Genomic DNA, 24,197 nt, shown 5'->3' with positions numbered 1-24,197 from the left:
GTAGCCTTTTTAAGGGGGGTTGTGAGAATCAATAAGTGCCTAAAATTACAGCCAACCACTTTTAAAACATTCTCTGAAACTCGTTTCATCGAGATTGGCTAATTACTAACGAGAACATCCAACTTTTATAAGTTTTCCTTGCAAGCGATAAGTCACTGTCCCACAAACAAAACCTGCCGACTGAGGTTCTACATAAGTCCGCTTTGGTGGGTTTTGTTTATCTAGCCGCAACTTCCAATCACCAGAGATTTTTTCTAGAGTAGGATACTTACTTAAAAATTGTGAGTCTGCAACAATATCACGAGGGCCCTTAACACTTACCTTAGAACTATTGATGTAGATATTAGAATCATAAACAACATTTGTATTTTTAGTATTATTATTAACCTGTTTTCCAGGGAAAGCATAAAGAATGTTCCTAAGAATTCTGACATCAGATGACGTATGAGCAAATATTTGCCCGCCATTAATTTCTGGACTTTGATTATTTAAAACAGCTGTGTTATTGACAATATCAACATGCTCACTCAAAAATGCATGAATACCTGATCCACCATTATTAAATGTAAGATTGTTTTGAACTAAAGTGTATCCTTTATATGCACCCAATTTTGAGTTATTCTGATCATTTCTTGTACTATCAATAATAATGCCATTACCGTCTGTGATCTTTCCAACTGCAATCCAAGGGATATACATACGATTGTTGTAGGACTTGTTGTTGGTAACAAACATCTTGTATCCCCGGTTGTTGTCAGAATTCCAATTGTTCAACATCGAAATGCCACTGCAACCATAAACGCTGTACCAGGCATTATCGAACACCACATTATTATCTATTGTTACGTAGTCCGATTCAATCGCTGAAATGCCTGCTCCTCCACACTTGTGTACCTTGTTATTGACAATACGTATATGGCGGCTATGACCATTTGTTCGTCCATCTACATTGATGCAATTTCCATTCGTCAGCGGGTTTAGTTTGTTAGTTTTCTGACTCATCGCATAATCAAGGGTTATATTGGCATTGTTTCCGATGACTTCTAGCCCGTTGATCTCGATATATGAAGCTCCATTTGAAACTAAGATACCATTCCATGTATTGTGCTGAATTTTTGGTAAATGCCCAGGATATGCTTTATATTTAATCCATGCTTTTGCAGTTCCAGAACGTTTAATATGTACTACACTCCCAGCCTTTGCTGAATTTGTGTACACTCCATTCATAATCAATACTGTATCGCCAGGATTAGTTAGATTTGCTGCCTTTTGAATAGTTCTAAAAGCGGATGAAGTAGAGAGTCCGCTATTTTTGTCGTTTCCAGCACCACTAACATAGTATGTTTTCGGTGTTACTTGAGCGCTGATTAGCTCACGGCTGGATAGGAGCATTTCCTTGTTAGTGGATATCTGATGGACGTTTTCAACTAAAGGTACTTTTATACTTTCTCCCTCAGCCAAAAGACTTAATACTACAGGAATTGCAAGATATGCGCTGAAACTGAAACCTTGAATTACCACAACAAAAGGCTCCTTGATATGCACTACTTAACAAAAATATCAGGATATCCAGTGATTTTGAATACTCTTTTGGATACAGAATACAATAGAGCCGACCTGACTAGCTTCCCCGATTTCCATCTTGTCCATAGGCTTGCCAAGCCAAGTCTACCAATCCATCAACGATCGCAGCTGCTACAACTGCATTCCCTTTGCGACTGTCAATTGTAATATGAGGCACTAGAGAGTCTTGTAAACGCTCCTTAGCTTCATCAGCATTTACAAATACCACTGGAGTCGCAATTATTAAAGCAGGTCTAATTTCCTCAGCTTCAATTAAATCTACCAGTGCAGTCAATGCCGTTTGTGCTTGACCAACCACAAAAATACCTTCTGGATAACGCTTTGCTAAGGTTTCTATTCCCCATGCTGCGCGAGTTTTTTCTTTTTGAGGGCGTGTTAGAGCTTCCATGCTGCAATACAGCGGATTAGCAAAGGTGTTTTGAATGTCAGATGCAATACCTACTTGTACCATCGGCACATCTACCACAATCGTGGTACGCGCGGCTAGTGCTGCGGCTCCAGCTTGCAAGGCACGCTCAGAAAAGCGAATCAAAGACTTATACTCAAAGTCAGCCGTGGCGTAGATTACCCGACGCACAATCTCATACTCTGCGGGTGAAAAGACATGAGCACCAATTTCACTATCAATAATTGCTAAACTTTGAGCATCAGTTACGTGCCATTCCATTTTTGTTGAGCTTCTCAAATATTAGCTTTCAGCTTATCAGCTTCAGAGAGTTAAGAGTTAGGAGTTAGGAGTGATAAGTTAATTAAAAACTCCTAACTACTCACTCATAACTCATTACTGGAAGAAGGCCGACTGAAAATAGGAGATAAGTAGGCAACCAAGACGCCAATGAGAAACCCAGAGATATTGCGAACTAGAGGTAACCAGTCACTTGTGCGTGTCACCACTGGCCCAATGCCAAAGGCAATAAACAAGATTCCCCACAAAGGTGAGAAAATTAAAGCCCATTGCCAAGCAAAAACTTGTCCTTTCTCGCGGGGTTGAGCTGCAAATCCACAAATCACCCCACCAATAACTGAGGTAATCAAGGTGAGAATCCACTGTTCTCGTGGCAGTCCGGGGACAACATTGCAACCACCTTTGATTAAACAGCCTTTAACCGATTCTAAAGCTTGCAGAATGGCTTGGTCTTCGCCTTGTTCGCGGACAAAGTACAAATTACCAAAACGGGTTTGCAATTCTATCCAGAAAGTCCGGGGTAAAAGCTTATAAACAGCATCGCCGACACTAAAACTGAGAATGTTACCGCCACGAGAATCGGCAACTAGTAAAATACTTTTGTCATCCAAGCCCCAATATTTTATAACTGCGCGACCTGGGGTGCGATCGTACTGAGTCAATACTCGCAGTTTCCAGCCTGTATCGGCTTCAAACTGCTCTAAATCTTTGACAAGCTTTTCTTCTTGCAGCACAGGCAGAGATTTAGCTAAGTCTACAACTGGGGTAAAGGTGTTAGGGAGTAACTCAGGATTGTCATAAGCCAGTGCTGGGGGAGAATGCATGACCCAAATTGACCCAGCCAGGAAAAATATTGCAATAGATACGAGAATTCGTCGCCAAAAACAAGATTGCATGGACGTTTTTATACAAATATCAACGGTAAAAGCGAACAGGTTGTTTTAAAAGAGTACTAGAAAAATGATAGTTCTTTACACTTGTTTACTTTACTCTAATCTAGGGGATCAAAGCAAAGCGTTTTTGGGGATTAGGGATTGGGGAGTGGTATTCGTGAGAATTTAAGATAATGTGTATTTTGTCAATCGGTTAAAATACTCAAAATGACTAAGCCATAGCGGAGTTCCCCATACAATAAAAGTGGAATGATTGGATTTGGGGAACAATCTTTTCTCCTAAAAAGACGGCTTGATTAAAATATGCTTCACTCGTTTTCCCAAATTGCTGAATACAACGCCAAAGTTTATCCATAAACAAAAATGGCTTTTTTAAGCTGATGAAATACCACCTTTTAACACTGCAACAATAAAAATAAACAATGCTCTACGCCCTTTTTCTGCTCAATCTTCATCATCGAAATTGTTTTCCCAGCTAGTGGCATCGTTATAATCGTCATTAACGCGGTATACCTCTGCTTTGCTCCGACGATTTTCTTGCTTTAGGACTTCTCGTTCTCGCAACGTGAGTGGTGGTTTTTCATTGCTTGGTAAGCGATCGCCTGTTCGTCTCGCAGGTTTTTGGCGCGTGAAATTTCTCCAAGCAGCTTTCACGCCAACAAAAATAGTCCGTGTACCTACTTGCAGATTTTGAGCCTGAATTCTTGCACTATCAAGACTTTGGTCAACTTGTTTCACTACTTGACTAGCACTTTTTACACCTTCACCGACATCATCAGTTAAGTCAGTGATTTCTAAGCCAGTTACGCGGATAGCTTCTAGAGTGGGCGGTAACTCCCGTGACAGGGTATCAAATAGCTTTTCTGCACTGCGAGCCGCGCGTGCTAACTCCTGCAAAGCCGGTATTGCCGCCACTAAAACCGCAGTCAAGCTTGTGGCGACTAAAAGTAAGGAAAGTCCCAACCAAAACAGGGGTTCAATCACGGTTGTATCATTTATGAGCGTTCTAATTCCTGGGGAAGCGAATCTGAGTCTTCCACAGATGCTTGTCGCTTCAAGACTTGGCTTTCTCGCTGACTGGCATCTACACCAGCTGCGATCGCTTCCCGTAATCTATCTAAAGTCTCATCCCAGTTTCGTAGTGCGCTAGCAGAGAGACGATCTGCCTGGATTTGCACACTCGTTGATAAATCTTCTGCCAATTCTGGGATAGCATTGGCAGATTTTTTCAAAATTTTACGCGTTTCGCGCCCTGTGCGTGGAGCGACAAGCAACCCGGTCAAAGCACCGATGGTAGCCCCCAGCATCAAACCGCCAATAAATACTCCAGAACGGTTATTAGACATCTTATTGTTTCTCTCCTTACACCCATTTTAGGTGGGTTGTCTCCCCTTGCAAGACTCAACCGATTTTATCCAGTTAATCTATCGTGACAAAATATCAGCCAGAAATGTTGCTTTTATTCATTAATATCAAAAGCATTAATTACTTAATAATCCAAAAATATCCGTATATCCCCAAGTTTAGAACCTCCGACAAGCCTTCTGGCGCGGTTTCTTTGTGTTAGCACATCCCTCGTAGTTCCGTACCCTTCTCCTGACGGAGACGCTCTTGCTAGCAAACTTAAAGAGTAAGGGATGAGAAGGGGGAGCGATGCCTACGCCAGAAGTTAATGCACCATGAGGTATCTTACTACGGACTCCTCTCAGTGTCCCTCGTCAGCCCTAATTATAAATGTTCATGTGAACCTGACATAACTCATTTTCCAACTGTTCTTTTCCCGGTTATTAACTCTAGCTTCGGAAAATAACGCTGCCAGATTTGCCTTCCTAGCAAAAGTAGACTGATAATTTGCCGCACTTGTTGAATTTGTATTTGTAGCGCTTGATTTCTCTGCCGTAAGTTATGGATATTCTGCTGACTGAGATAAATATTTTCGGGTGCTTTATTCAGTGCTGTATGGGTACAACTTTCATAGGCGGTTAATCTATCTGCTATGTATGCTAGCTGCTGCTTGAGTTGCCACACCCGCCAAGCCACATACAGTAGTGTCAGGGAAATGAGGGTGTTAATTATGACAACTAAAATTACCATTGTTTATCTTCAATATTAGCTTTGAGGATTTGTTCTATATACTTTGTTTGGCTCTGATTTAATGATTAAAAAATTAGAGGGTGAAAATTTAGTCTAACAAAGGCTGAAGGCTAAAAAATCGCCAATTTGCCAATTTTGTAACAACTATATGTCCACACCTCGCAAAACCACAGCTACAATTACTTTAGATTCACGACTCGGTTTGCGAAATCAACCCGTATGCTCAATAAGCCTCATCATTACTACGTCCCACTCCTTAACCTGATAACTCTATTCAATTTGCGATCTTTGTGGTGTGCAAGCACAATGGTATAGCCTCTTCAACAGACGGTGAGAGAACTACACTACACTCCTTGAAGGCTTACCAGCATCGTCTTTATTATTGTGCTCCTACCTCTACCAGTTTTCCAGCCTATTGCGTGAAGTTAACTAAATATAGGACTCGTATTTGATTTTTGAAAAAAACTCAGTACACTTTTATTCCTTCTTCCCTGTTCCCCGTTCCCTGTTCCCTCCCTACGCAAATAATTTCAGGAATCAAAGCGGATTCCTATATTTTGCCTGTAAAAACCTCACTAATGGTTCACCAACCAAACATTGCTGGGTGTGGACTGGGGAAAAGGGAAAGGAGAGAGTCTATTAATTCCTCCTCCCTTAAGCTTTACCCTTTTCTCAGCCGAAGGCTTACCTGTCTCCCCTTAACCTCTTCCCTGCTGAAGACTTCCTCTTGCTATTTCACTAATACTTTACCGATAATGATTATCTTTTTTTATACATCCAGTAGGAGTTGAGGATGTCAAAAAAATCACCATTGAATAATTTCTTTCGAGCTACTTTTGTTACTTTGACGATTGGATTTGTTGGGTGTGGAAATCAAGCTGCAAGAACCACATTCACTCAGACTACCACCCAGGTAGATGAGAATCTTCCTCAAGTCGTAGCGACTACAAGCGTACTGTGTGACTTAACCAGACAGGTTGCCGGAAATACAGTTAACCTCACCTGCTTAATTCCTCCTACTGCCAACCCCCAATTTTATAAACCAAAACAGGAAGATCGTGAAGCCATTGAGCAAGCTAATCTTATTCTTTATACTGGTTATAATTTTGAACCAAATCTGATCAAATTAATTAAAGCGACTAAAAACCCAGCACCGAAAATAGCCGTTGGTCAACTGGCAGTGCCTAAGCCACAAAAATTTCAGGCAGGTGGTAAGAATGTAACTGATCCTCATCTTTGGCACAATACCAAAAATGCTATCAGAATGGTGGAGGTAATTAATAGTAACTTGAGAAAATTAGAATCTAGTGATGCAGAGGCTTATACCAGCAATACCAAAAAAATTACAAATGAACTGACTCAACTAGATAGCTGGATTAAGTCAAGAATTGCCAGTATTCCTGCCAAACAACGCCAGTTAGTTACAACCTATAATGGACTGGGTTATTACGCCAAAGCATACGATATTCCATTAGCGGGGGGATTACAAAGTATTAGTACTAACGAAAAACTCACAGCCGCACGAGTCAAAAATTTAGCTACAAATATTAAGCGGGCTAGAGTGCCAACAGTTTTTGCTAAGGTAGAAATTAACCCTAATTTGATTGAATCTGTAGCCACAGAAGCCGAAGTGAAAGTTTCTAACAGAAACCTGTATGCTGAGGGACTTGGAGAAGCAGGAAGCGACGGGGACACTTATCAAAAAATGATGATTGCCAATACACGCACAATTGTGGAAGGTCTAGGAGGGACATATTTGATGTTTCAAGTGAAAGCTGCTAGATAGCAATAACATCAATTTAGTAAATCTATAAACCAATACAGTTCAGATAAGACCAATACACTTGTCTTGACGGCGATTTATCGCGTCTCGAAAACCCACAATTTTGTACACTTAGCCCTTAGCTGAACCGTATTGGTTTATAAACCTATTTTTTCAGTTGAAGAAGAATTCAGAAGTCAGAATTCTGTTCGATAAAATTCGGATTTTAAACGTTAAAAGAGATTCTTTTATTTAGACTTATCAAGTTTACAATCCCAAATCTAAAATTGACTCACCATCCCCAAGTACCAGGAGCGCCTTTAAATGGCCCAACAATATCACTAGTTATCCAACCGCCGTAGAAGTTACCGGGTTGTGGTTGCACCTCTTCGCTATCAACGTAGCATTTATCCATTAAATGAGCGTAAAAAGCTACGTAGTCTTTGAGAGATTCAAAGGCTGGTGTAGGGTTGGGATAGAACCAACAAGCATTATGAACTTCTTTGTCACCAACTTGAATGGTGTAGTAACCAGCACCTCCCTTCCACTCACAAAAGCTAGATTGTGGTGTCATTTGTAGATATTCCATTTTGATATCCGCAGGAGGAATGTAGTAAGAAGGAGGATGACTAGTTTCTAAAACACGTTTGGCGTTGTGGGTATCTGCAATTATTACGCCGTTAAAGATTATTTGGATATGTTTGCTTGTGTCCTCTAGACGAGGAGGACGGGGGTAATCCCAAACTGATTCTTGTCCAGGAGCGGGTTCGATGCGTTGAGAATTAACCATTTTAGATATCAGCAATTAGTAATGGCTTATATTTTTTAATATAAACCATTACTAATGCATTACTTATTTTCCAGTTTCTCACAATTTCCAATCTCAAATTTGTTTAACGCACCTGTTTAAGATTATCAACTTGCTTGGTAAACAACTCAGTGAATAAACTAAGCACAGTCCGTTCTTCACGCACTTTGATATTGGCGCTGATGGACATACCTGATTGCAAGGTAACATTTTTACCCCTAATCACTAAGGATTGCTTATCCAATGACACTTTTGCCGGGAATCTATAAAACTGATGGGTTTGGTCTGGCGGTAATGCGTCTGACCCTATGTTACTCACTTCCCCTTTGATATCGCCAAACTCGCTGTAAGGAAAGGAGTCAATTCTGACATCTACCTTCATGCCTTTCCGTACAAAACCGATATCTTTGTTGGTGATGAAAACTTCAGCTATATAGTTTTCATTGGGGACAATTTGCAGCAGTTTTGTAGTCGGATTCGCTACAAAACCAGGGTTTTTTGCTTGCAAATCAAAAACTGTTCCAGCTACAGGTGCGCGGAGTTCTTGATATCTAACGTTTAACTGTGTTTGAGATATTTTACTATTGACATCTGCCAAACGTTGTTCGTTATCTAGAAGAACTTTCGTGAATTGACTATCGATTTCGGCAATGCGTTTTTTGTTATTAGCTATATTGTCTACAATGTTTTTATCAGAAACAGCTACGGTATTACTTAGCTCTTGCCGTCCTTTTTGAATATCAAACTGGAGGCGTTTTTGTTCTTCACCTAGTTGTGCTACTTCCGCTGCGAGGGTTTGTACTTGTTGTTGTTGGTTGAGATATTGAAGCTGAGAAATACCGCCTTCTTCTGCTAATATTTTAAGTTTATCTAGAATCTGCTGTTGAATTGCTAAACCGGCTTTAGTATCTTCTAGTTTGACTTGATTTTGAGACAGTTGTTTTTTGGTTTTCTCTATTTCTAATTCTGCCGCAGCTGATCGAGAATCTAACTCTCTTTTGGCAACTTCTAGACGTTGCTGTTCATCAATACCTAGTCTAGAATCTTGACCAGAATTTTTTAATTGAGTCCGCAATAGGTCATTTTCTGCTACTAGTGCTGCCCGACTTTTCAGCAGAAAAGCAGTTTCTTGTGGCAAATTACCGCGCAAAAATAACAGTTCTGAGCCTGTAGCATTACTCGCTCCCATTAATCGGCGATAAATCTGGTTTTCTTTTATTAATGCAATGCGAATCTGGTTCAAAGAATTTAATTCAGCAACAGGGGCTATGGAATCAAAGGTCAGTAGCAAATCTCCTGGCTTTACCTCTTGTCCATCTTTGACATTAACTGTTTTTACTACTCCGCTAACAGGAGCCTGAACTTCTTTGATTGTTCCTTCCGGCTTTAATTGCCCTGTTGCTGGCACTACTTGCTCAATTTTTGCAAAATAAGCCCAGGTAATTCCAAAACAGGCCAAAGCCATAAGAGTAACCATGATTGTACGCGACCAAATTGGAGATTGGCGCAAGACAACAGATTGCTCAAATTCTTGAGAACTTGAATTAATTAAAGACTCTTGATCAGCTTTCTGTTGTTTTGTCAGTATCGGTGAATCTTGTTTAGATCCATTTTTCTGATTGCCGTTTTTTTGATTCCCGTTGAGATGATTCCCATTAAGTTGAGTCATAACGATTTTGGATTTTAGATTTTGGATTTTGGATTTTAAATTTTTTGTAGGGTGGGCAATGTTTACCGATGCCAAAAACCTTTGCCCACAACTAATGACTAATTACAAGTTCACATCTTGTTGCTGATATAGATAATAATAATGACCTTTAGTAGCCATTAATTCTTGATGGCTTCCTTGTTCTATAACCCTGCTATTATCCATCACAACAATCATGTCTGCATTACTCACGGTGTTCAGGCGGTGAGTAATAAAAAATACTGTATCACCCTTGAATGCTTTGGCTAAATTCAGACAGATTTGCCGTTCTGTGGGATAGTCTAGGGCGCTAGTTGCTTCATCTAAAACTAATAATTTTGGTCGTTGTAAAACAGAACGAGCGATCGCAATTCTTTGTCGTTGTCCACCTGAAAGTGCTGAACCGCGTTCTCCCACCCGTGTGTTGTAACCGTTGGGCAAGTTCATGATAAACTCATGGGCGCACGCAACTTGAGCCGCTTCGATAATTTCTTCGGTTGTCGCATCGGGATTGGTTAGGGCAATATTTTCCTGAACACTGCCATCAAATAACAACGTTTCTTGAGGAACTACACCAATTTGTCGTCGCAGTGAATAAAGTTCCACTTTGGCGATATCATAACCATCAATCAAGATTCTGCCAGACTCGGTTTCGTAAAGTCTCAGCAGTAATTTCATCATCGTACTTTTACCAGATCCACTTTGTCCGACGATGCCGATAAATTTCCCTGGTGCAAATTCGAGGTTGACATTAGAAAGTTGTAGAGGGCCACTTGTACCAAAACGGAAGGAAACATTTTCATATTTCACTGCTCCCTTAATCGCAGGTAAGGGTATGTTGTAGCGGTCTGTTTCTCCTTCTTGTGGTGTATCGACAATATCGCTTAAACGCTCTAGAGACAAGGCAGTTTCTTGGAAGCTTTGCCAGAGTTGAGCTAAACGCAATATGGGGCTGGTGACGTAACCCGATATAATTCTAAAGGCAATTAATTCGCCTAAAGTTAATTCTCCTTGGAGTACTAGATAAGCTCCTACCCACAAAACTAATAAACTGCTGAGTTTGTTGAGAAAGTTACTGGTAGAGTTCGCGAGGGTAGAAGTCACAACTGTTTTAAAACCAGCGGCGACGAACCGAGCATAACGCTCTTGCCAAGAAAAGCGCGATCGCAATTCGATATTTTGCGCTTTAACTGTTTGAATTCCTGACATCACCTCCACTAAATAAGATTGAGTTTCGGCGTTGCGTTCGGCTTTGGCGCGTAACTGTCTACTAATGGTGGGAGAAGCAATTAAGGTGATCACGATAAACACAGGAATTGTGCTTAAGCCTACCAAGGTGAGTTGCCAACTGTAAATCAGCATTACACCGATATAAACCACCGAGAACAGAGCATCTAACCCCACCGTTAAGGCAGTACCCGTCAGGAATTGGCGGATATTTTCTAGTTCGTTGATCCGAGTAGAAAGTTCACCCACTGGTCGGCGTTCAAAATAACGCAGCGGTAAACGTAGTAAGTGATCGATGATTTGCGACCCTAATCCCATATCGATCCGGTTAGTGGTATCGACAAATAAGTAGGTTCGTAAGGTAGTCAGGACTGCTTCAAATAGCCCGACTACTAATAGTAAAATCCCCAAAATATGTAGTGTACCAATACTATTTTGAGTGATAACTTTGTCGATAATTAACTGGACAACTAGCGGATTTGCCAACGCCGCCAACTGCACGAAAAAGGAAGCAATAAAAACCTCTATTAAGACTCGCCGATGCTTTGACAAATAGGGTATAAACCACCGTAAACTAAAGCGTTCTTGGGGTGTTTGATTGGTAGCAGTAAGCAGTAATACTCTCGCTTGGGGTGGGAAGGTGGTTGGATCAACATCTAATTGTTCAACCAATTGAGCAGGTTTGCAGCGCACAATTCCTTTAGATGGGACACCCACTACCACGGTGTTTGCATCCGCTGCATATAAAACTGCAAAATTATCACCATAGCGAATCAACGCCGGTGTCGGAATGCGCGTCACTGAAGCAATTGGTATATCTACTAACTGCGCCTTAAGTCCGATCAACTCCGCCAGGTAAGCAGTAACTTGAAACGATATAGTACCCTGACGTTTGACTTGCTCGGTTAAGATGCGGCGAACCACTTCTCGGCGAAACGGTATTTCTAGGTGCTTTGCGACCATTTGGAAGCAGGCGAAGGCTGTATTTAGTTCTCCTTTACCACCAAAAAACGGGTATTTCTGTTTTGACGAACTATTTGAAGTCTGGGGGGCTGTCTGTGGAACTATTTCGTCTGATGCGTAAGGGATATCTAATTCATCTTCATCTTGGGTATCCAATTGGGTGTTATTTACCGCAAGTACTATCTCATGGCTATCTTCCAAGATCAAATCTGAGGGATGTATACCAAGTAACCTTACGGGGTTTTGACCTATGACCTGAATCTTGTCTCTGTCGTCGTCTGATTCTAAGCGATCGCCAGGTGATAAATTCGTGACTGTCCCACCGCCACTTACAAACCAGACGCTTTCACTGTCCAGTTGGTTGAATGAAGTTTTTCCTGGGGGTAAATATTGTACTTTCGCCTGTGGTAAAGCTGTTTCTGCCAGTTCTCTGAGGTTTAAAGTAGCGATCGCTTGTTTTTGCCAATAGGAACCGAGAATATCGAAAACTTCTACCAAATAACTGCGGTTCTTACGAGCTTCGGCAAAAGCTGGGTATGAAGCCAGAAAGCTAAAATATGCTGATGCACTCAAGGTTAAACAGACTACTTCGGTAGAAGCGATCGCTGTTTCACAGGGGATATCGCGCAACAAACCAATTTCGCCAATAATTTCCCCTGGTTGCAGTAATTTTAGGGTAATTGGCATTTGCGTCTGGGGGTCGTATCCCAACAGGCGCACTTGTCCCTCATAAATAATGGTGATGCGTTCTGGGAGACTTTCTTTACCGATGATTTTCTGACCTATGCGATATCGCCAAGCTTGCAGTTGTTCTGATAGATTAGCGATCGCTCCATCTGGTAACTGTTCAAACCCTTCTAGGGTGGTGATAAATTCGGTAAAAGTGTTCTTAATATAAGTCATATAAAACAAGTTGAAGGTAAAAGTGAGGAATAAAGTGGAAAATATTAGAGAGTATCTTTTTTACTAACAGTGGCAGTGTTTGGTTTTATGCCACCAGCAGCAAGACTTTTATGGCATTCAGTGTGGCTCAATATGTATAGATACAGAGGGTATTTTAGTCTAATTGCATACCTGCACTTACATCAGATGGTTTCTATTTTTATGCATTGTTCAGAACAAAATAGTGTAAATATATCGAGAACAAGTTATCACTTGGTTAACGCTACATAATTTATACAAGTTTAAAATCAATATTTAGCATTGCAACTATGAACGATGGATACTTATCATCAACCCAAGACACAGAAAAGCGGTTGTTAAATTTAAGGTTGCCTATTTGAATTTATGATAATCAACATGAAAGTATCACAGATGCCTTCCTAAGTAAATACCCTATTAAGAATTATGTAATAAAAAAACCTTTAAATTTCTGAGTTATGTTTTACAAATTTTTTAACATAGGGATTAACAATATTACGTATGGCAAAAGACAGTGAGCTTTCTTGATAAACAGCGTGATACCCGATTATGAAAGAATTTTCCATCACTTTTTGGTAGCTTAATTTAATAAAAATTAACTGGAAAAGTAAAGGTGAAGATTTTTGTCACCCTAGAGGAATCAACCATTAAATTTATGAAGGAAAGACAATAACTGCCTTCAGTAAATTCACTAGTTTAATTAATATCACGCCAATTTAATCACCATGCATTAAACAACCCCACCCCGCAACCGGGATGAGGTTGTTTGATTTTGCTAAGTAATTACTCGCGTTTGATACTAGGCAGGATTAACACTCAATTTTACCTGCACAATCACATCGTTGTAATCTTTGTCACCACCATTTGGCAAATCCTCAAAACCAAAGGTATTATTTCCCAACAGTCGAATGTGATCTACTTTATCTGAGTTAGCGCCCAAGAATGAGAAGTAAACCTTCTTATTGCCATTGCCATTGAGAATAGCATCGGGTTTACCATCCACAATAATAAATGGTGCAAACAAAGAATTCGGCCCGAAAGTGCCAGTGTAATTTGCAGTACCTTGGTTGTCCGCTACCAAGTCAATGCCTGTAACACGCGCACTCACAGCGGCTTGGGCGTAACCAGCCTGGCCAACGAGAATATCTGCTTTGCCATCACCATTGGTGTCAATACCACCATTTTCATCAGCCACTTGATAGAAGCCGACAAAGTTGTTGTAAGCTGCTTCTCTGTTGACTGTAAACTCGGCTGTTACTAACTGCGTCACACTTCGTAAATCAATCAGTTCACCTTGATATTTGCCTTGCAAACCAGTACCTAAAGATACCTCTTCTTCTGTTGTCTGAACTGTAACAGTGAAATCCTTGAAGTTGAGAGAAAATCCTTCCTCTTCTGTGTTGTTACTTGTAGCTGAAGAAAAAACGACACTTGAGAAAGAACTTTTTCCAGACAGTACAGCCTGAGTAGTACTGTTGGATATCAGAAAGAATCTGAGTTTTGTACCAGACTCGAATTCTAAGATATTTTTCAGATCATCATTCTTAAAACCCTTGGGCAGTTTAGCAATGGAGGAAAAAATCACCTTTGAACGCTCTAAAGCAACTCGCGTATAACCCTCTGCACCAGGGGCTATGCCGTTAATTCTACCTTCATCATCGTCAACAGCAAATACACACAGTTCATTCACCTCTTTAGAATTGTTGTTTTTAATCTTAAGAGAGAGCTTTCCTTTTTTACCCTTAACTTTACTGTTGACAATAAAGATATTCTGAGTAATATTTATAAGCTGAAAAATTGTTGTTATCTGGGTATTTGTAGTAGACCCAAAGCCATCAATATTAACAGCTAAATCCTTTTCAAAAGAAAGTCCACCAAGGTCAGTAGTGCGAACGCGGATTTTATAGCTAGATTTAGTGACATCAGATTTAATTTTTAAGCTATCTCCCTCAATGATGAATGCACTATTATCAGTATCTCCAGCACCCGCCACTAAACTATAAGTGTGTTTATCGTCTTGGTCTGGGTCAATGGTGGTGAAGAAACCAATGATTTTTTTATCATCATCGTCATCATCATCTCCGTCGCCAGTACCACTATCGTCATCATCGTCATCATCATCGTCATCGTCGTCATCGTCGTCATCGCTGATAGCGGTAAATATCAAATTTGTCGGTTCAAAATTCTTGTCAGCAACCGCAAGTGTAAATACATCACTGGCTTTATCTCCAGCAATATCTTCAGCGATAACTTTGATGTCTAGACTACCCACATCGTTATTTGTCGGAGTGCCACTGAAGGTAAGGGTAGTAGGATTGAAGTTCAACCAAGTCGGTAGTAAATCATCATTTGCCAGAGTTGCAGTGTAAGTCAGGATATCTCCAACATCTGCATCGCTGAAGGTGTCAACTGGAACAATGAAGTTAAAGACACTATCTTCGGTAGCTTCTTGATCTTGAATTTCATTTGCCAATTCTGGCGCATTGTTGAAAGGCGCACTAAACACCGCCACCGCCGCCTCGTCATATCCACCTACGTAGAGATTTTTCCCGTCAGGGCTGAGAGTTACAACAGTCGCACCAGCAAGCCCATCAACACCATTGGTATCATCTTTTTGAACTTCTACAAAAGTCAACTGGCCTGTTTCTTGATTGCGCTCAAACACCGCTACCGCTGAGTCATTATATCCAGCAGCATAGAGGTATTTGCCGTCGGGGCTGATGGTGATGGAGTAGACTTGAGCAAGTCCATCGACACCATTGGTATCATCTTTTTGAACTTCTACAAAAGTCAACTGGCCTGTTTCTTGATTGCGCTCAAACACCGCTACCGCTGAGTCATTATATCCAGCAGTATAAAGGTATTTGCCATCGAGGCTAACAGTTACAACAGCGGCGGCTGCAAGTCCATCGACACCATTGGTATCATCTTTTTGAACTTCTACAAAAGTCAACTGACCTGTTTCTTGATTGCGCTCAAACACCGCTACCGCTGAGTCATCAAATCCAGCAACATAGAGGTATTTGCCGTCAGGACTGACGATGACCGAGTTAGCACCAGCAAGCCCATCGACACCATTGGTATCATCTTTTTGAACTTCTACAAAAGTCAACTGGCCTGTTTCTTGATTGCGCTCAAACACCGCTACCGCCGAGTCATTATATCCAGCAGCATAGAGGTATTTGCCATCGAGGCTGACAGTTACAGAAGCAGCACCATTAAGTCCATCGACACCATTAGTATCATCTTTTTGAACTTCTACAAAACTCAGCTGTCCTGTTTGTTGATTGCGCTCAAACACTGCTACAGCCGAGTCATTATATCCAGGAACATAAAGGAATTTGCCGTCAGGGCTGACAGCGAGGGATTCAGCACCAGCAAGTCCATCAACGCCATTTGTATCATCTTTTTGAACTTCTACGAAACTCAGCTGGCCTGTTTCTTGATTGCGCTCAAATACCGCTACCGCCGAGTCACCATATCCAGATGCATAAACGAATTTGCCGTCAGGGCTGACCGTAATGGAGTAGACACTACCAAGCCCATCGACACCATTTGTGCCATTTTTTTGGACTTCTACGAAATTCAGGATTTTCTGCATCATGTTTGTCTTGAGATTGCAAAATAGTTAGTAAAAGTAATATTCTTTGCTAGCAAGGTCAGGAATGCACTATATAGTTTATTGTATAAAACAAGATAAACCCTCAGTAAATACACTTATCAAAATCCTGTTTAGAACTGATGCAAAGGCTTTATTAGCGATCGCATTTACACATATATCAAGCCGCCTTTAAAAGTTCTTACTCACAAATAAAACAACCCCATCCCGCAAGAGAGATGAGGTTGGAAAGCTATCACTAAAACAGAATTCAGAAATAACTTTAATCGAGTAACGAAGTTCAAAGAGTCAGAAGTGAGAAGCAAAATAGGTTTTATATCTGGCTTATAGAGTTAAGTTTTTTACTTCACTGAGTTACTTTCTGCAATAATTTGATCTATGCAAGCCTTCATTTTTTCGGACACAGATCGTACATGGGGTTCTTTAAAAATGGAATTATGAATCCCAGAAATATCATAGATATCCACTCCCCCTAATGCCAATTTACCCCAACCCATTTTGGCATCAGCCTCTCGTTGTCCAACTACAAGACCATCTTCTGTTCGGAATACGGTTGCTCGACCTGAGTAAACTTGTAGAACATATTTTCTGAGTGCTTGTCTGGTGGCCTCTTCCACCATGTATTTCCGGTTGGAGTAAGGTAAGGGGCGTCCGAGAATCAGGTGAAAGTGAAAGACAATCCGCCAGAGTATCTCTTTGATTTGATACTTCAGCCGCTCTGTATTTCCTTTTACCTGCTCAATAAGACCGTTATATGCAATTGCTAAAAGACTCTTCCAATTGCGAGAGGTTAATGGCACAGATTCAATATTTCTTGAACCGTAGGTATCAAATAAAACTAGCAAAGCTACTTTCTTCCCTTGCATGGCCAATTGCCGAGCCATCTCGTAAGCAATTATCCCCCCAGAGGAGTATCCGCCGATCAAATAAGGCTCATGGGGCTGAATAGTCTGGATTTGTTGAATGTAGTGCGCTGCCATATCTTCGATTCGGGTATAAGGAAGTTGCTTTCCATCTAACCCTTGTGGTTGCAGTCCATAAAATGGTTGATCTGATCCTAAATGCACTGCCAATTCACGGAAACGCAGAACTTCTCCACCCAAACCATGTACACAGAAGAAAGGAGGCTTAGAACCGTTGGGCTGAATAGCTACTAAAGATGACCAAGGAATTGATGTTTCAGACTTGACGTCAGATGTTGGTGTCGCAGCAACCCCAGATTTTGAGGATTTTTCTCGCTCAACAATATTAGCTAATTGCTCAATAGTTGGGGCTTGCAAAAGTATAGATAAAGCTAAGTTTTTGCCTACAATCTTTTCAATCTCAGAAAACAGACGTACTGCAAGCAGCGAGTGTCCACCCAAATCAAAAAAGTTGTCTGTTATTCCAATCGGATGAACTCCTAAAACATTTTCCCAGATTTCTGTTAATTGAAGTTGTAAAGGGTTTTCTGCTGTAGCAAATATTTTTTCTATTTTAGAATTAGTTGGATTGAGCGCAGGTAAAGCTTTGCGATCAACTTGACCATTAGCATTCAATGGCAGAGAATCGACTATTACAAACGCAGAAGGCAACAAATGCTCAGGCAACTTTTGCTGAAGAAAACTTAGTAGTTGCTCACTTCCGAAAGTCTCCCCTTCTTTGGGGACGAGATAAGCAACTAAATGTTTATCCCCAGGAATGTCTTCTTTGGCAATCACCACAGTTTTTTGCACGCCTGGAAATTGACCTAAAATTGTCTCAATTTCAGTCAACTCAACGCGAAAGCCGCGAATTTTAGCCTGATTGTCTAGGCGACCAATAAACTCAATATTGCCGTCACTTAAGTAGCGTCCTAAGTCGCCACTTCTGTAAAGGTATGACCCAGGTTCGCTGCTAAAAGGATTGGGGATAAATTTCTCAGATGTTAATTCGAGACGGTTAAAGTAGCCTTGTGCAACACCAATACCACTGATGTATATTTCGCCAGTAACGCCAACTGGCAGGGGTTGCAATCGCTGATCGAGAATGTAGATTTTTGTATTGGCGATCGCTCTCCCTATGGGAATTTCGGGCCGAGTGTTACTGGCTTCAGTAGCAGTTGCCGGATCGTAAACCGTGGCGGTTAAAGTCGTTTCTAGCGATCCGTAAGCATTCAGCCAGCGTACTTGCTTGCCAACTTTTTCTACCCAAGTTAAATAAGCATTGCGTGAGACTTTTTCACCACCAACCATGACTAAGCGCAAGCTGACTGGCAAGGTTTGTGGAGATACAGATGGCTCTTTAACTAACTCATACCAAAAAGAAGTAGGTAAATTAACAACGGTAATCTTTTGTTGAGCGATGAATGGGAAAAACTGCGCCGTCGAGTTTTGTAGCTCTTGAGGCTGGAGAATTGCGATCGCACCAGCAATCCAAGTGGGGAACAATGATTCTATAAAAGAATTGTAAGTGATACTAGGTAAGAGTAGGAGGCGATCGCTCTGGGTCAACTCCCAAGTGTCACTGATTGCTAGGCTGTGGGTGACAAGATTACGGTGGGTAATGGCTATACCATTGGGTTTTCCATTGCCGCCGGACACATACATCACACAGGCGAGAGTCTGATCTGTGGTATAGTAATTTTGATTTTCTGTAGTGTGTAGTGCGATACCTTCCCAATCATTATCCAAACAGATAACTTTTACCTGATGCTCAGAGAACTTCTCAACCAATGAGCTTTGGGTTAACACTACGGATATTTGGGCATCTTTTAAAATGAAAGACAGCCTATCTTGCCCAGATGTCGGAGCTATGGATACGTAAGTTCCCCCAGCTTTCAAAATACCCAACAGCCCCACAATCATCTCTAGCGAAGGTTCTACATAAAGACCGACGAGTACCCCCGATTTTACCCCTAGAGTTTGCAAATAGTCGGCTAATTGATTTGCACGCTGGTTGAGTTCCTGATAGGTTAGTTGCTGATTTTCAAAACTTACTGCAATATTATCTGGAGTTCGTTTAGCTTGAGCCTCAAACCACTGATGGATACAAGTATTATGCGGATAATCAGCTTGTTTGCTATTCCAGTCAACCAATAATTGATGCTCAGGTGCTGTCAACAGAGGTAATTCAGATATCGGCTGATCGGGATTAGCAACAATGCCTTCGAGTAAAGTTTTGAAATGTCCCAACATTCGCTCTATGGTACTGGCATCAAACATCTCGGCATTGTAATCAAATACCATACCCAGACCATTATCCTGTTCCCGCAAGACTAATGTCAGATCGTATTTGGTCTTGCCATGATAGATGTAACCAAATAGAGAAGTGATCGTCAAATCAGGTAGTTGCACTGCTCCCATCCCCCGACCATTCGACCAAGGAGGATTGAGGGAGAACTTTACCTGAAATAAAGACGAACTGTTCCGACTTTGTTGTTCTGGTCTAAGTTCTTCAATTAGTCTCTCAAATGGTAAGTCTTGATGGGTATAAGCTTCTAAGCAATCCTTACGCACGCGGTCTAACAATTGTCGAAAAGTTGGATTTCCTGCTAAGTTACCCCGCATTACAAGAGTATTAGAGAAAAATCCAATCAGCCGCTCGGTTTCTACTTGTCCCCGGCTTGCACTGGCAAAGCTAATCAGTAGGTCTTCTTGTCCAGAATAACGGTAGAGCAATAGCTCAAACACTGTTAGTAGAGTCATGAACAGGGTGACACCCCATTTTTGACTCAGGTCTGTTAGCGCATGGTTCAGCGTCTTTGATAGTAGCAGGGCAGCGCGATCGCCCCGATATGTCTGCACACCATGAGGACGCGGATGATCGTAAGGTAACTCAATGATCGGTAAATTGCCTTCTAGCTTTTGCTTCCAGTAGTTTACCTGTGACTCTAAAACCTCTCCTTGGAGCCACTGATATTGCCAATTGGTAAAATCGGCATACTGCACTGGTAAGGGAGTTAAGGGAGAAGCCTTTCCCCCCGACAATGCTTTATAGATAGTAGTGAAGTCTTGATAGAACAGATCAGAAGAAGCTCCATCACAAACTATGCAGTGCATATTCCAGATTAGCAGATGCTCGCGATCGCTCAACCGTAGCAGCAGCAACCGCAAAATCGGTCCATTGGCTAAATCAAAGGGTTGATGAGCTTCTTTAGTTGCCAGTAAGAGAGCTTCCGCCTCTCTTTTTTCGTCTGGTACTTGCCGCAAGTCAATTATTGGCAGCGTCAAAGAAACATCAGTGGCAATGACTTGAGTAGGTTTTCCATTCACTGCTGGAAAAGTTGTCCGCAGAACTTCATGGCGGCGGACGACTTCTCGCAAACTTTCCTCTAAGAAAGCAACATTGAGATTCCCCGTAAAACGCACCACAACGGGCATATTATTTGAGGAACTATTAGGCTCAAATTGATGCAGGAACCATATCCGTTGCTGACCAAAGGAAAGCGGCAAGTTGCTATTCCGTTCACAAGCGACAATTGGGGGAATCTGTGAACTGGCAGATGTAGTAATTTGTCGGAGAAAGTTGATGATTTCGGCTTTTTGAGTTTTTAACTCGGTGAGCAATTCTGGCGTGAGACTATCTTTTGCCGCCCGATAGCGTAAGCGATCGCCCTCTAACCAAAGTTTAACATCGCGCTGACGTAGTTCAGAGAGTAGTTCATCTAATGTTTTCATAGCTCACCTTCCTCATAATCATCAGCGGTTTCACTATCAGCAGCCTGAACACCTTGGGTTGCCCAACGCAGAGTTTCCACTCGTTCAGCCAAATCTGCTACCGTTGGCAATTCAAATAAATTGGACATGAGAATTTCTACTTGCAAGGCTTGGCGCAGTCGAGAAACCACTTGAATTCCTAGTAGAGAATATCCACCCAGTTCAAAAAAGTTGTCGTAAATCCCAACCTGCCTGACATTTAAAACCTGTGTCCAGATATCTGCAATCTGCTGCTCAATGGAAGTACGAGGCGCTACATAATTTGCTTCCAATTCTGGACGGAAAGAATCAGGCTTTGGTAGTGCCCGACGATCAACTTTGCCGTTAGCATTTAGCGTCAAGGCTTCCAGTGCCATAAAAATTTTGGGCACCATATATTCAGGAAGCTGCTGTTTTAAGAATCGACGTAACTCGGAGATTATTTGCGGGCTATCTTGGCCAATTTCTGCTACAAAATAACCAACCAGCACTTTCTCACCAGGAGCATCTTCTCGAACAATTACTACCGCTTCTTTTACTGCCGGATATTGCAAAAGTGCAATTTCAATTTCACCCAATTCTATACGGAAACCGCTCACTTTTACCTGATTGTCAATCCGACCCAGGTATTCAATCTTTCCATCTGGCAAATAGCGAGCTAAGTCTCCACTTTTATATAAGCGTGATTGAGTATCTGAGCTAAAGGGATTGGCAATAAATCTTTCAGCCGTCAGATCCGGGCGATTGAAATATTCTCGTGCTAAACCATCGCCACCAATATACAACTCACCTGTGATTCCAATTGGGACGGGTTGCAAATGGGAGTCTAATATATAAACTTGGGTATTAGCAATGGGGCGACCAATAGGAATAGAAGCCCCTGGCTTGAGTGGTGCTGTAATCTCATAACAGCAGGTAAAAGTTGTACTTTCTGTCGGTCCGTAACCATTAATTAGTTTACAGTTTTCTACTGTGTTGATAAATTTCTGGACATGGGTAACGGATAAAACATCGCCACCTGCTAACAGTTGACGTAAGGGTTTTAAAGCATCAATTTTTTCATCGACTATTAGATGGAATAAACCCGCCGTTAGCCATAAGGTTGTTACCTGATATTGCTGAATAAATTGTCCTAATTCGTCTAAAGATGGCGTATGGGGAGGGAATATTATTAGTTTTCCACCATTAAGCAAACAACCCCAAATTTCAAAAGTTGAAGCATCAAAAGAGATAGGGCTAATTTGCAGAAATACTTCTTTGTTAGTGAGGCTTACATAGTTAGTTTCTTTGACTAATCTAACTACACCTTGATGGATAACACTAACACCTTTGGGTTGACCTGTAGAACCAGATGTGTACATTACATAAGCCAAGTTGTCAGCCTTGACATTACTAATTAAATTCTCTGGTGTTGCTTGGTTGATAGTATCCCAGTCAGTATCTAAACAAATTACACTTGCTGCGTGAGCAGGTAGTTTGTCAATTAGCTGTTTTTGAGTCAACAGTAATTTGATCTGGGTATCTGAAAGCATAAAAGCCAAACGTTCTTGCGGATACCCCGGATCTAGGGGGATGTAAGCTCCACCTGCTTTCAGAATCCCTAAAAGACCTACCACCATTTCTAAGGAGCGATCGACGCAGATTCCCACAAGCACATCTGCACCTACTCCTAATGTTTGCAGGTATTGCGCTAATTGGTTGGCGCGAATATCTAACTCTCGATAAGTAAGTTGTTGTTCTTGAAATACCAACGCCACAGCATCAGGGGTGCGTTCTACCTGCTCCTCAAATAACTGATGAATGCATTTATGTTGGGGATAGTCTGTTTGTGTCTGGTTCCATGTTGCTAATAACTGTTGCTCTACTGCTGGTAAAATTGGCAATTTAGCAATACTTTGATTGGGGTTAGCAACTATACCCAATAACAAAGTTTCAAACTCTGCCATGCGGTGGCGGATAGTGTCAGCGTCAAATAAATTAGTGTTGTACTGACATTCCAGAGTCATCTGGCCATGTAATTCAGTAGCATTAATGAACAGTTCAAAATTCTCGAAGGAACGGGGGTTAGAGAAAAATTCTACTTCCAAACCAGTGAAGGGGAGTTTATCACTATCTAAACCCTGATCGATATTAAATGTAATGGGAACTAAGGGAATACGGCTAGAATCCCGTGCCAAAACTAATTTTTTGACCAGACTACCAAAGGTAAATTGTTGATGATCGTAAGCATCTAAGACAGCCGATCGCCGCGATCGCAAATAGTCGCTGAAAGATTTTTCGCCATCAATCTGGCTACGCAATGGTAATAAATTTACGCAGTGCCCTACGAGATTATATTGCCCCAAAGCAGCTTGTCCGGCGGCTGGAATACCTACAACCAAGTCGTTTTGTCCCGTCAGACGGTGCAGCCAAACCTCAAATCCTCCCAGGATAGTAGTCATAAAGCTACAACCGAGTTTTGTGCCTAGTTGTTTGAGGTTGGCAACTAGTTCGGGATTTAAATGCCAATCTTCGCGGGCGGCGTTAAAGGTTCTGAGTGGTGGACGAGGGCGATCGCTAGGGAAATCTACAACAGGTACAGTGTCAGCGAATTGTTGCAACCAATATTGTTCTGTGGCGATCGCTTCTGGACTATCCGCCTCTTCTTCCTGCAAAATCGCATATTCACTTAAATTGTCTGGTTCTTCCAATTCAGGAACAATACCCTGTTGTAAGCCAGAATAAAGTTTACCCAAATCTGGCATCAGCACCGCCCAAGACCAACCATCACAAATAATATGATGGGCTGTCAAAATAGCTAGATGCTCCTGCGGCTGCAATTTGACAATTTTTGCCCGAAATAGGGGGCCATGTTCCAAATCAAAAGGTTGCTCTACCTCTTGTCGCAAGATACTAGCTAATTTTTCCTGTTGTTCTTGTGGTTCCAGGTTAGAAAGATTAATAATAGGGATTTCAATTTGCCGAGAAGCAACAATGCAGAGTGTATTGCCATCGGTGCTAAAAGTTGTTCGTAGTGCTTCATGACGTTGTACTAACTCTTCAATCGCAGACTGGAGAACTTTGACATCAAGTTCGCCTTTGAGTCTCAGAGATTGGGATTCGTTATAAGCACAATTGGCAGCATCCCCCATTTGCACAGAAGCCCAAATTTCTTTTTGTGATTCTGTAGCAGGGGCGGTTAGAAGTAATTCTCCATCTGCAAATGGATCAAAATCAACCGCAGTTAATGTCGATTGGTAATCTACAGGTGATAAGGTCATAAAACTCTATTATTTTCTCAGTTTATTGAATGTGGTTAA

Annotated in this window: 13 protein-coding genes; 1 reads left to right on the top strand and 12 read right to left on the bottom strand. The window is 41.4% G+C overall.

All coding sequences use genetic code 11. The annotated features are described in order from the left end of the window. Positions 1 to 105 precede the first annotated feature (105 nt). From A4S05_RS21640 to A4S05_RS21615, 6 genes are all read right to left on the bottom strand, one after another. Positions 106 to 1,521 carry a right-handed parallel beta-helix repeat-containing protein gene (locus A4S05_RS21640; protein ID WP_069071862.1) on the bottom strand — a complete coding sequence of 472 codons (1,416 nt, stop codon included), beginning with the start codon at positions 1,519 to 1,521 and terminating at the stop codon, positions 106 to 108. 100 nt (positions 1,522 to 1,621) lie between these two features. Further along, on the bottom strand, positions 1,622 to 2,251 hold the full coding sequence (locus A4S05_RS21635) for a precorrin-8X methylmutase (protein ID WP_069071857.1): 630 nt from the start codon (positions 2,249 to 2,251) through the stop codon (positions 1,622 to 1,624). 104 nt (positions 2,252 to 2,355) lie between these two features. Continuing rightward, positions 2,356 to 3,165 carry a TPM domain-containing protein gene (locus A4S05_RS21630; RefSeq protein ID WP_069071856.1) on the bottom strand — a complete coding sequence of 270 codons (810 nt, stop codon included), beginning with the start codon at positions 3,163 to 3,165 and terminating at the stop codon, positions 2,356 to 2,358. A 441-nt stretch (positions 3,166 to 3,606) separates the two neighbouring features. After that, complete coding sequence (locus tag A4S05_RS21625) at positions 3,607 to 4,146, bottom strand: hypothetical protein (RefSeq protein WP_069071855.1); 540 nt, start codon at positions 4,144 to 4,146, stop codon at positions 3,607 to 3,609. 11 nt (positions 4,147 to 4,157) lie between these two features. After that, positions 4,158 to 4,508 carry a YtxH domain-containing protein gene (locus tag A4S05_RS21620; RefSeq protein ID WP_069071854.1) on the bottom strand — a complete coding sequence of 117 codons (351 nt, stop codon included), beginning with the start codon at positions 4,506 to 4,508 and terminating at the stop codon, positions 4,158 to 4,160. A 412-nt stretch (positions 4,509 to 4,920) separates the two neighbouring features. After that, positions 4,921 to 5,256, bottom strand: a complete 336-nt coding sequence (locus tag A4S05_RS21615; protein WP_069071853.1) for a hypothetical protein — start codon at positions 5,254 to 5,256, stop codon at positions 4,921 to 4,923. Positions 5,257 to 6,049: 793 nt separating this feature from the next. Between A4S05_RS21615 and A4S05_RS21610 the strand changes: the two genes are divergently transcribed. Beyond that, a complete protein-coding gene (locus A4S05_RS21610; protein WP_069071852.1) occupies positions 6,050 to 7,042 on the top strand; it encodes a metal ABC transporter solute-binding protein, Zn/Mn family in 993 nt (330 codons plus the stop codon). Between the two features lie 268 nt (positions 7,043 to 7,310). Here A4S05_RS21610 and A4S05_RS21605 read toward each other — a convergent pair whose 3' ends face one another. The 6 genes from A4S05_RS21605 to A4S05_RS21580 all read right to left on the bottom strand — a co-directional run bounded on the left by A4S05_RS21605 (position 7,311) and on the right by A4S05_RS21580 (position 24,158). Next, entirely contained in the window at positions 7,311 to 7,808 is a 498-nt protein-coding gene (locus A4S05_RS21605; protein WP_069071851.1) for a DUF427 domain-containing protein, read from the bottom strand. Between the two features lie 103 nt (positions 7,809 to 7,911). Then, positions 7,912 to 9,495 carry a beta-barrel domain-containing protein gene (locus A4S05_RS21600; protein WP_069071861.1) on the bottom strand — a complete coding sequence of 528 codons (1,584 nt, stop codon included), beginning with the start codon at positions 9,493 to 9,495 and terminating at the stop codon, positions 7,912 to 7,914. Between the two features lie 102 nt (positions 9,496 to 9,597). Next, positions 9,598 to 12,606, bottom strand: a complete 3,009-nt coding sequence (locus A4S05_RS21595; RefSeq protein ID WP_069071850.1) for a peptidase domain-containing ABC transporter — start codon at positions 12,604 to 12,606, stop codon at positions 9,598 to 9,600. Between the two features lie 817 nt (positions 12,607 to 13,423). Beyond that, positions 13,424 to 16,228: a beta-propeller fold lactonase family protein gene (locus A4S05_RS43465; protein ID WP_069071849.1), complete on the bottom strand. Its 2,805-nt coding sequence runs from the start codon at positions 16,226 to 16,228 to the stop codon at positions 13,424 to 13,426. A 356-nt stretch (positions 16,229 to 16,584) separates the two neighbouring features. Then, positions 16,585 to 20,880 carry a non-ribosomal peptide synthetase gene (locus A4S05_RS21585; RefSeq protein ID WP_069071848.1) on the bottom strand — a complete coding sequence of 1,432 codons (4,296 nt, stop codon included), beginning with the start codon at positions 20,878 to 20,880 and terminating at the stop codon, positions 16,585 to 16,587. Continuing rightward, complete coding sequence (locus A4S05_RS21580) at positions 20,877 to 24,158, bottom strand: non-ribosomal peptide synthetase (RefSeq protein ID WP_069071847.1); 3,282 nt, start codon at positions 24,156 to 24,158, stop codon at positions 20,877 to 20,879. The genes A4S05_RS21585 and A4S05_RS21580 overlap by 4 nt, the downstream gene beginning before the upstream one ends. Between the last annotated feature and the right edge of the window lie 39 nt (positions 24,159 to 24,197).

The organism is Nostoc sp. KVJ20 (assembly GCF_001712795.1).
Classification (GTDB): domain Bacteria; phylum Cyanobacteriota; class Cyanobacteriia; order Cyanobacteriales; family Nostocaceae; genus Nostoc.
The sequence above is the reverse complement of the archived record's forward strand: the minus strand, read 5'-3'. Positions and strand labels throughout refer to the sequence as shown.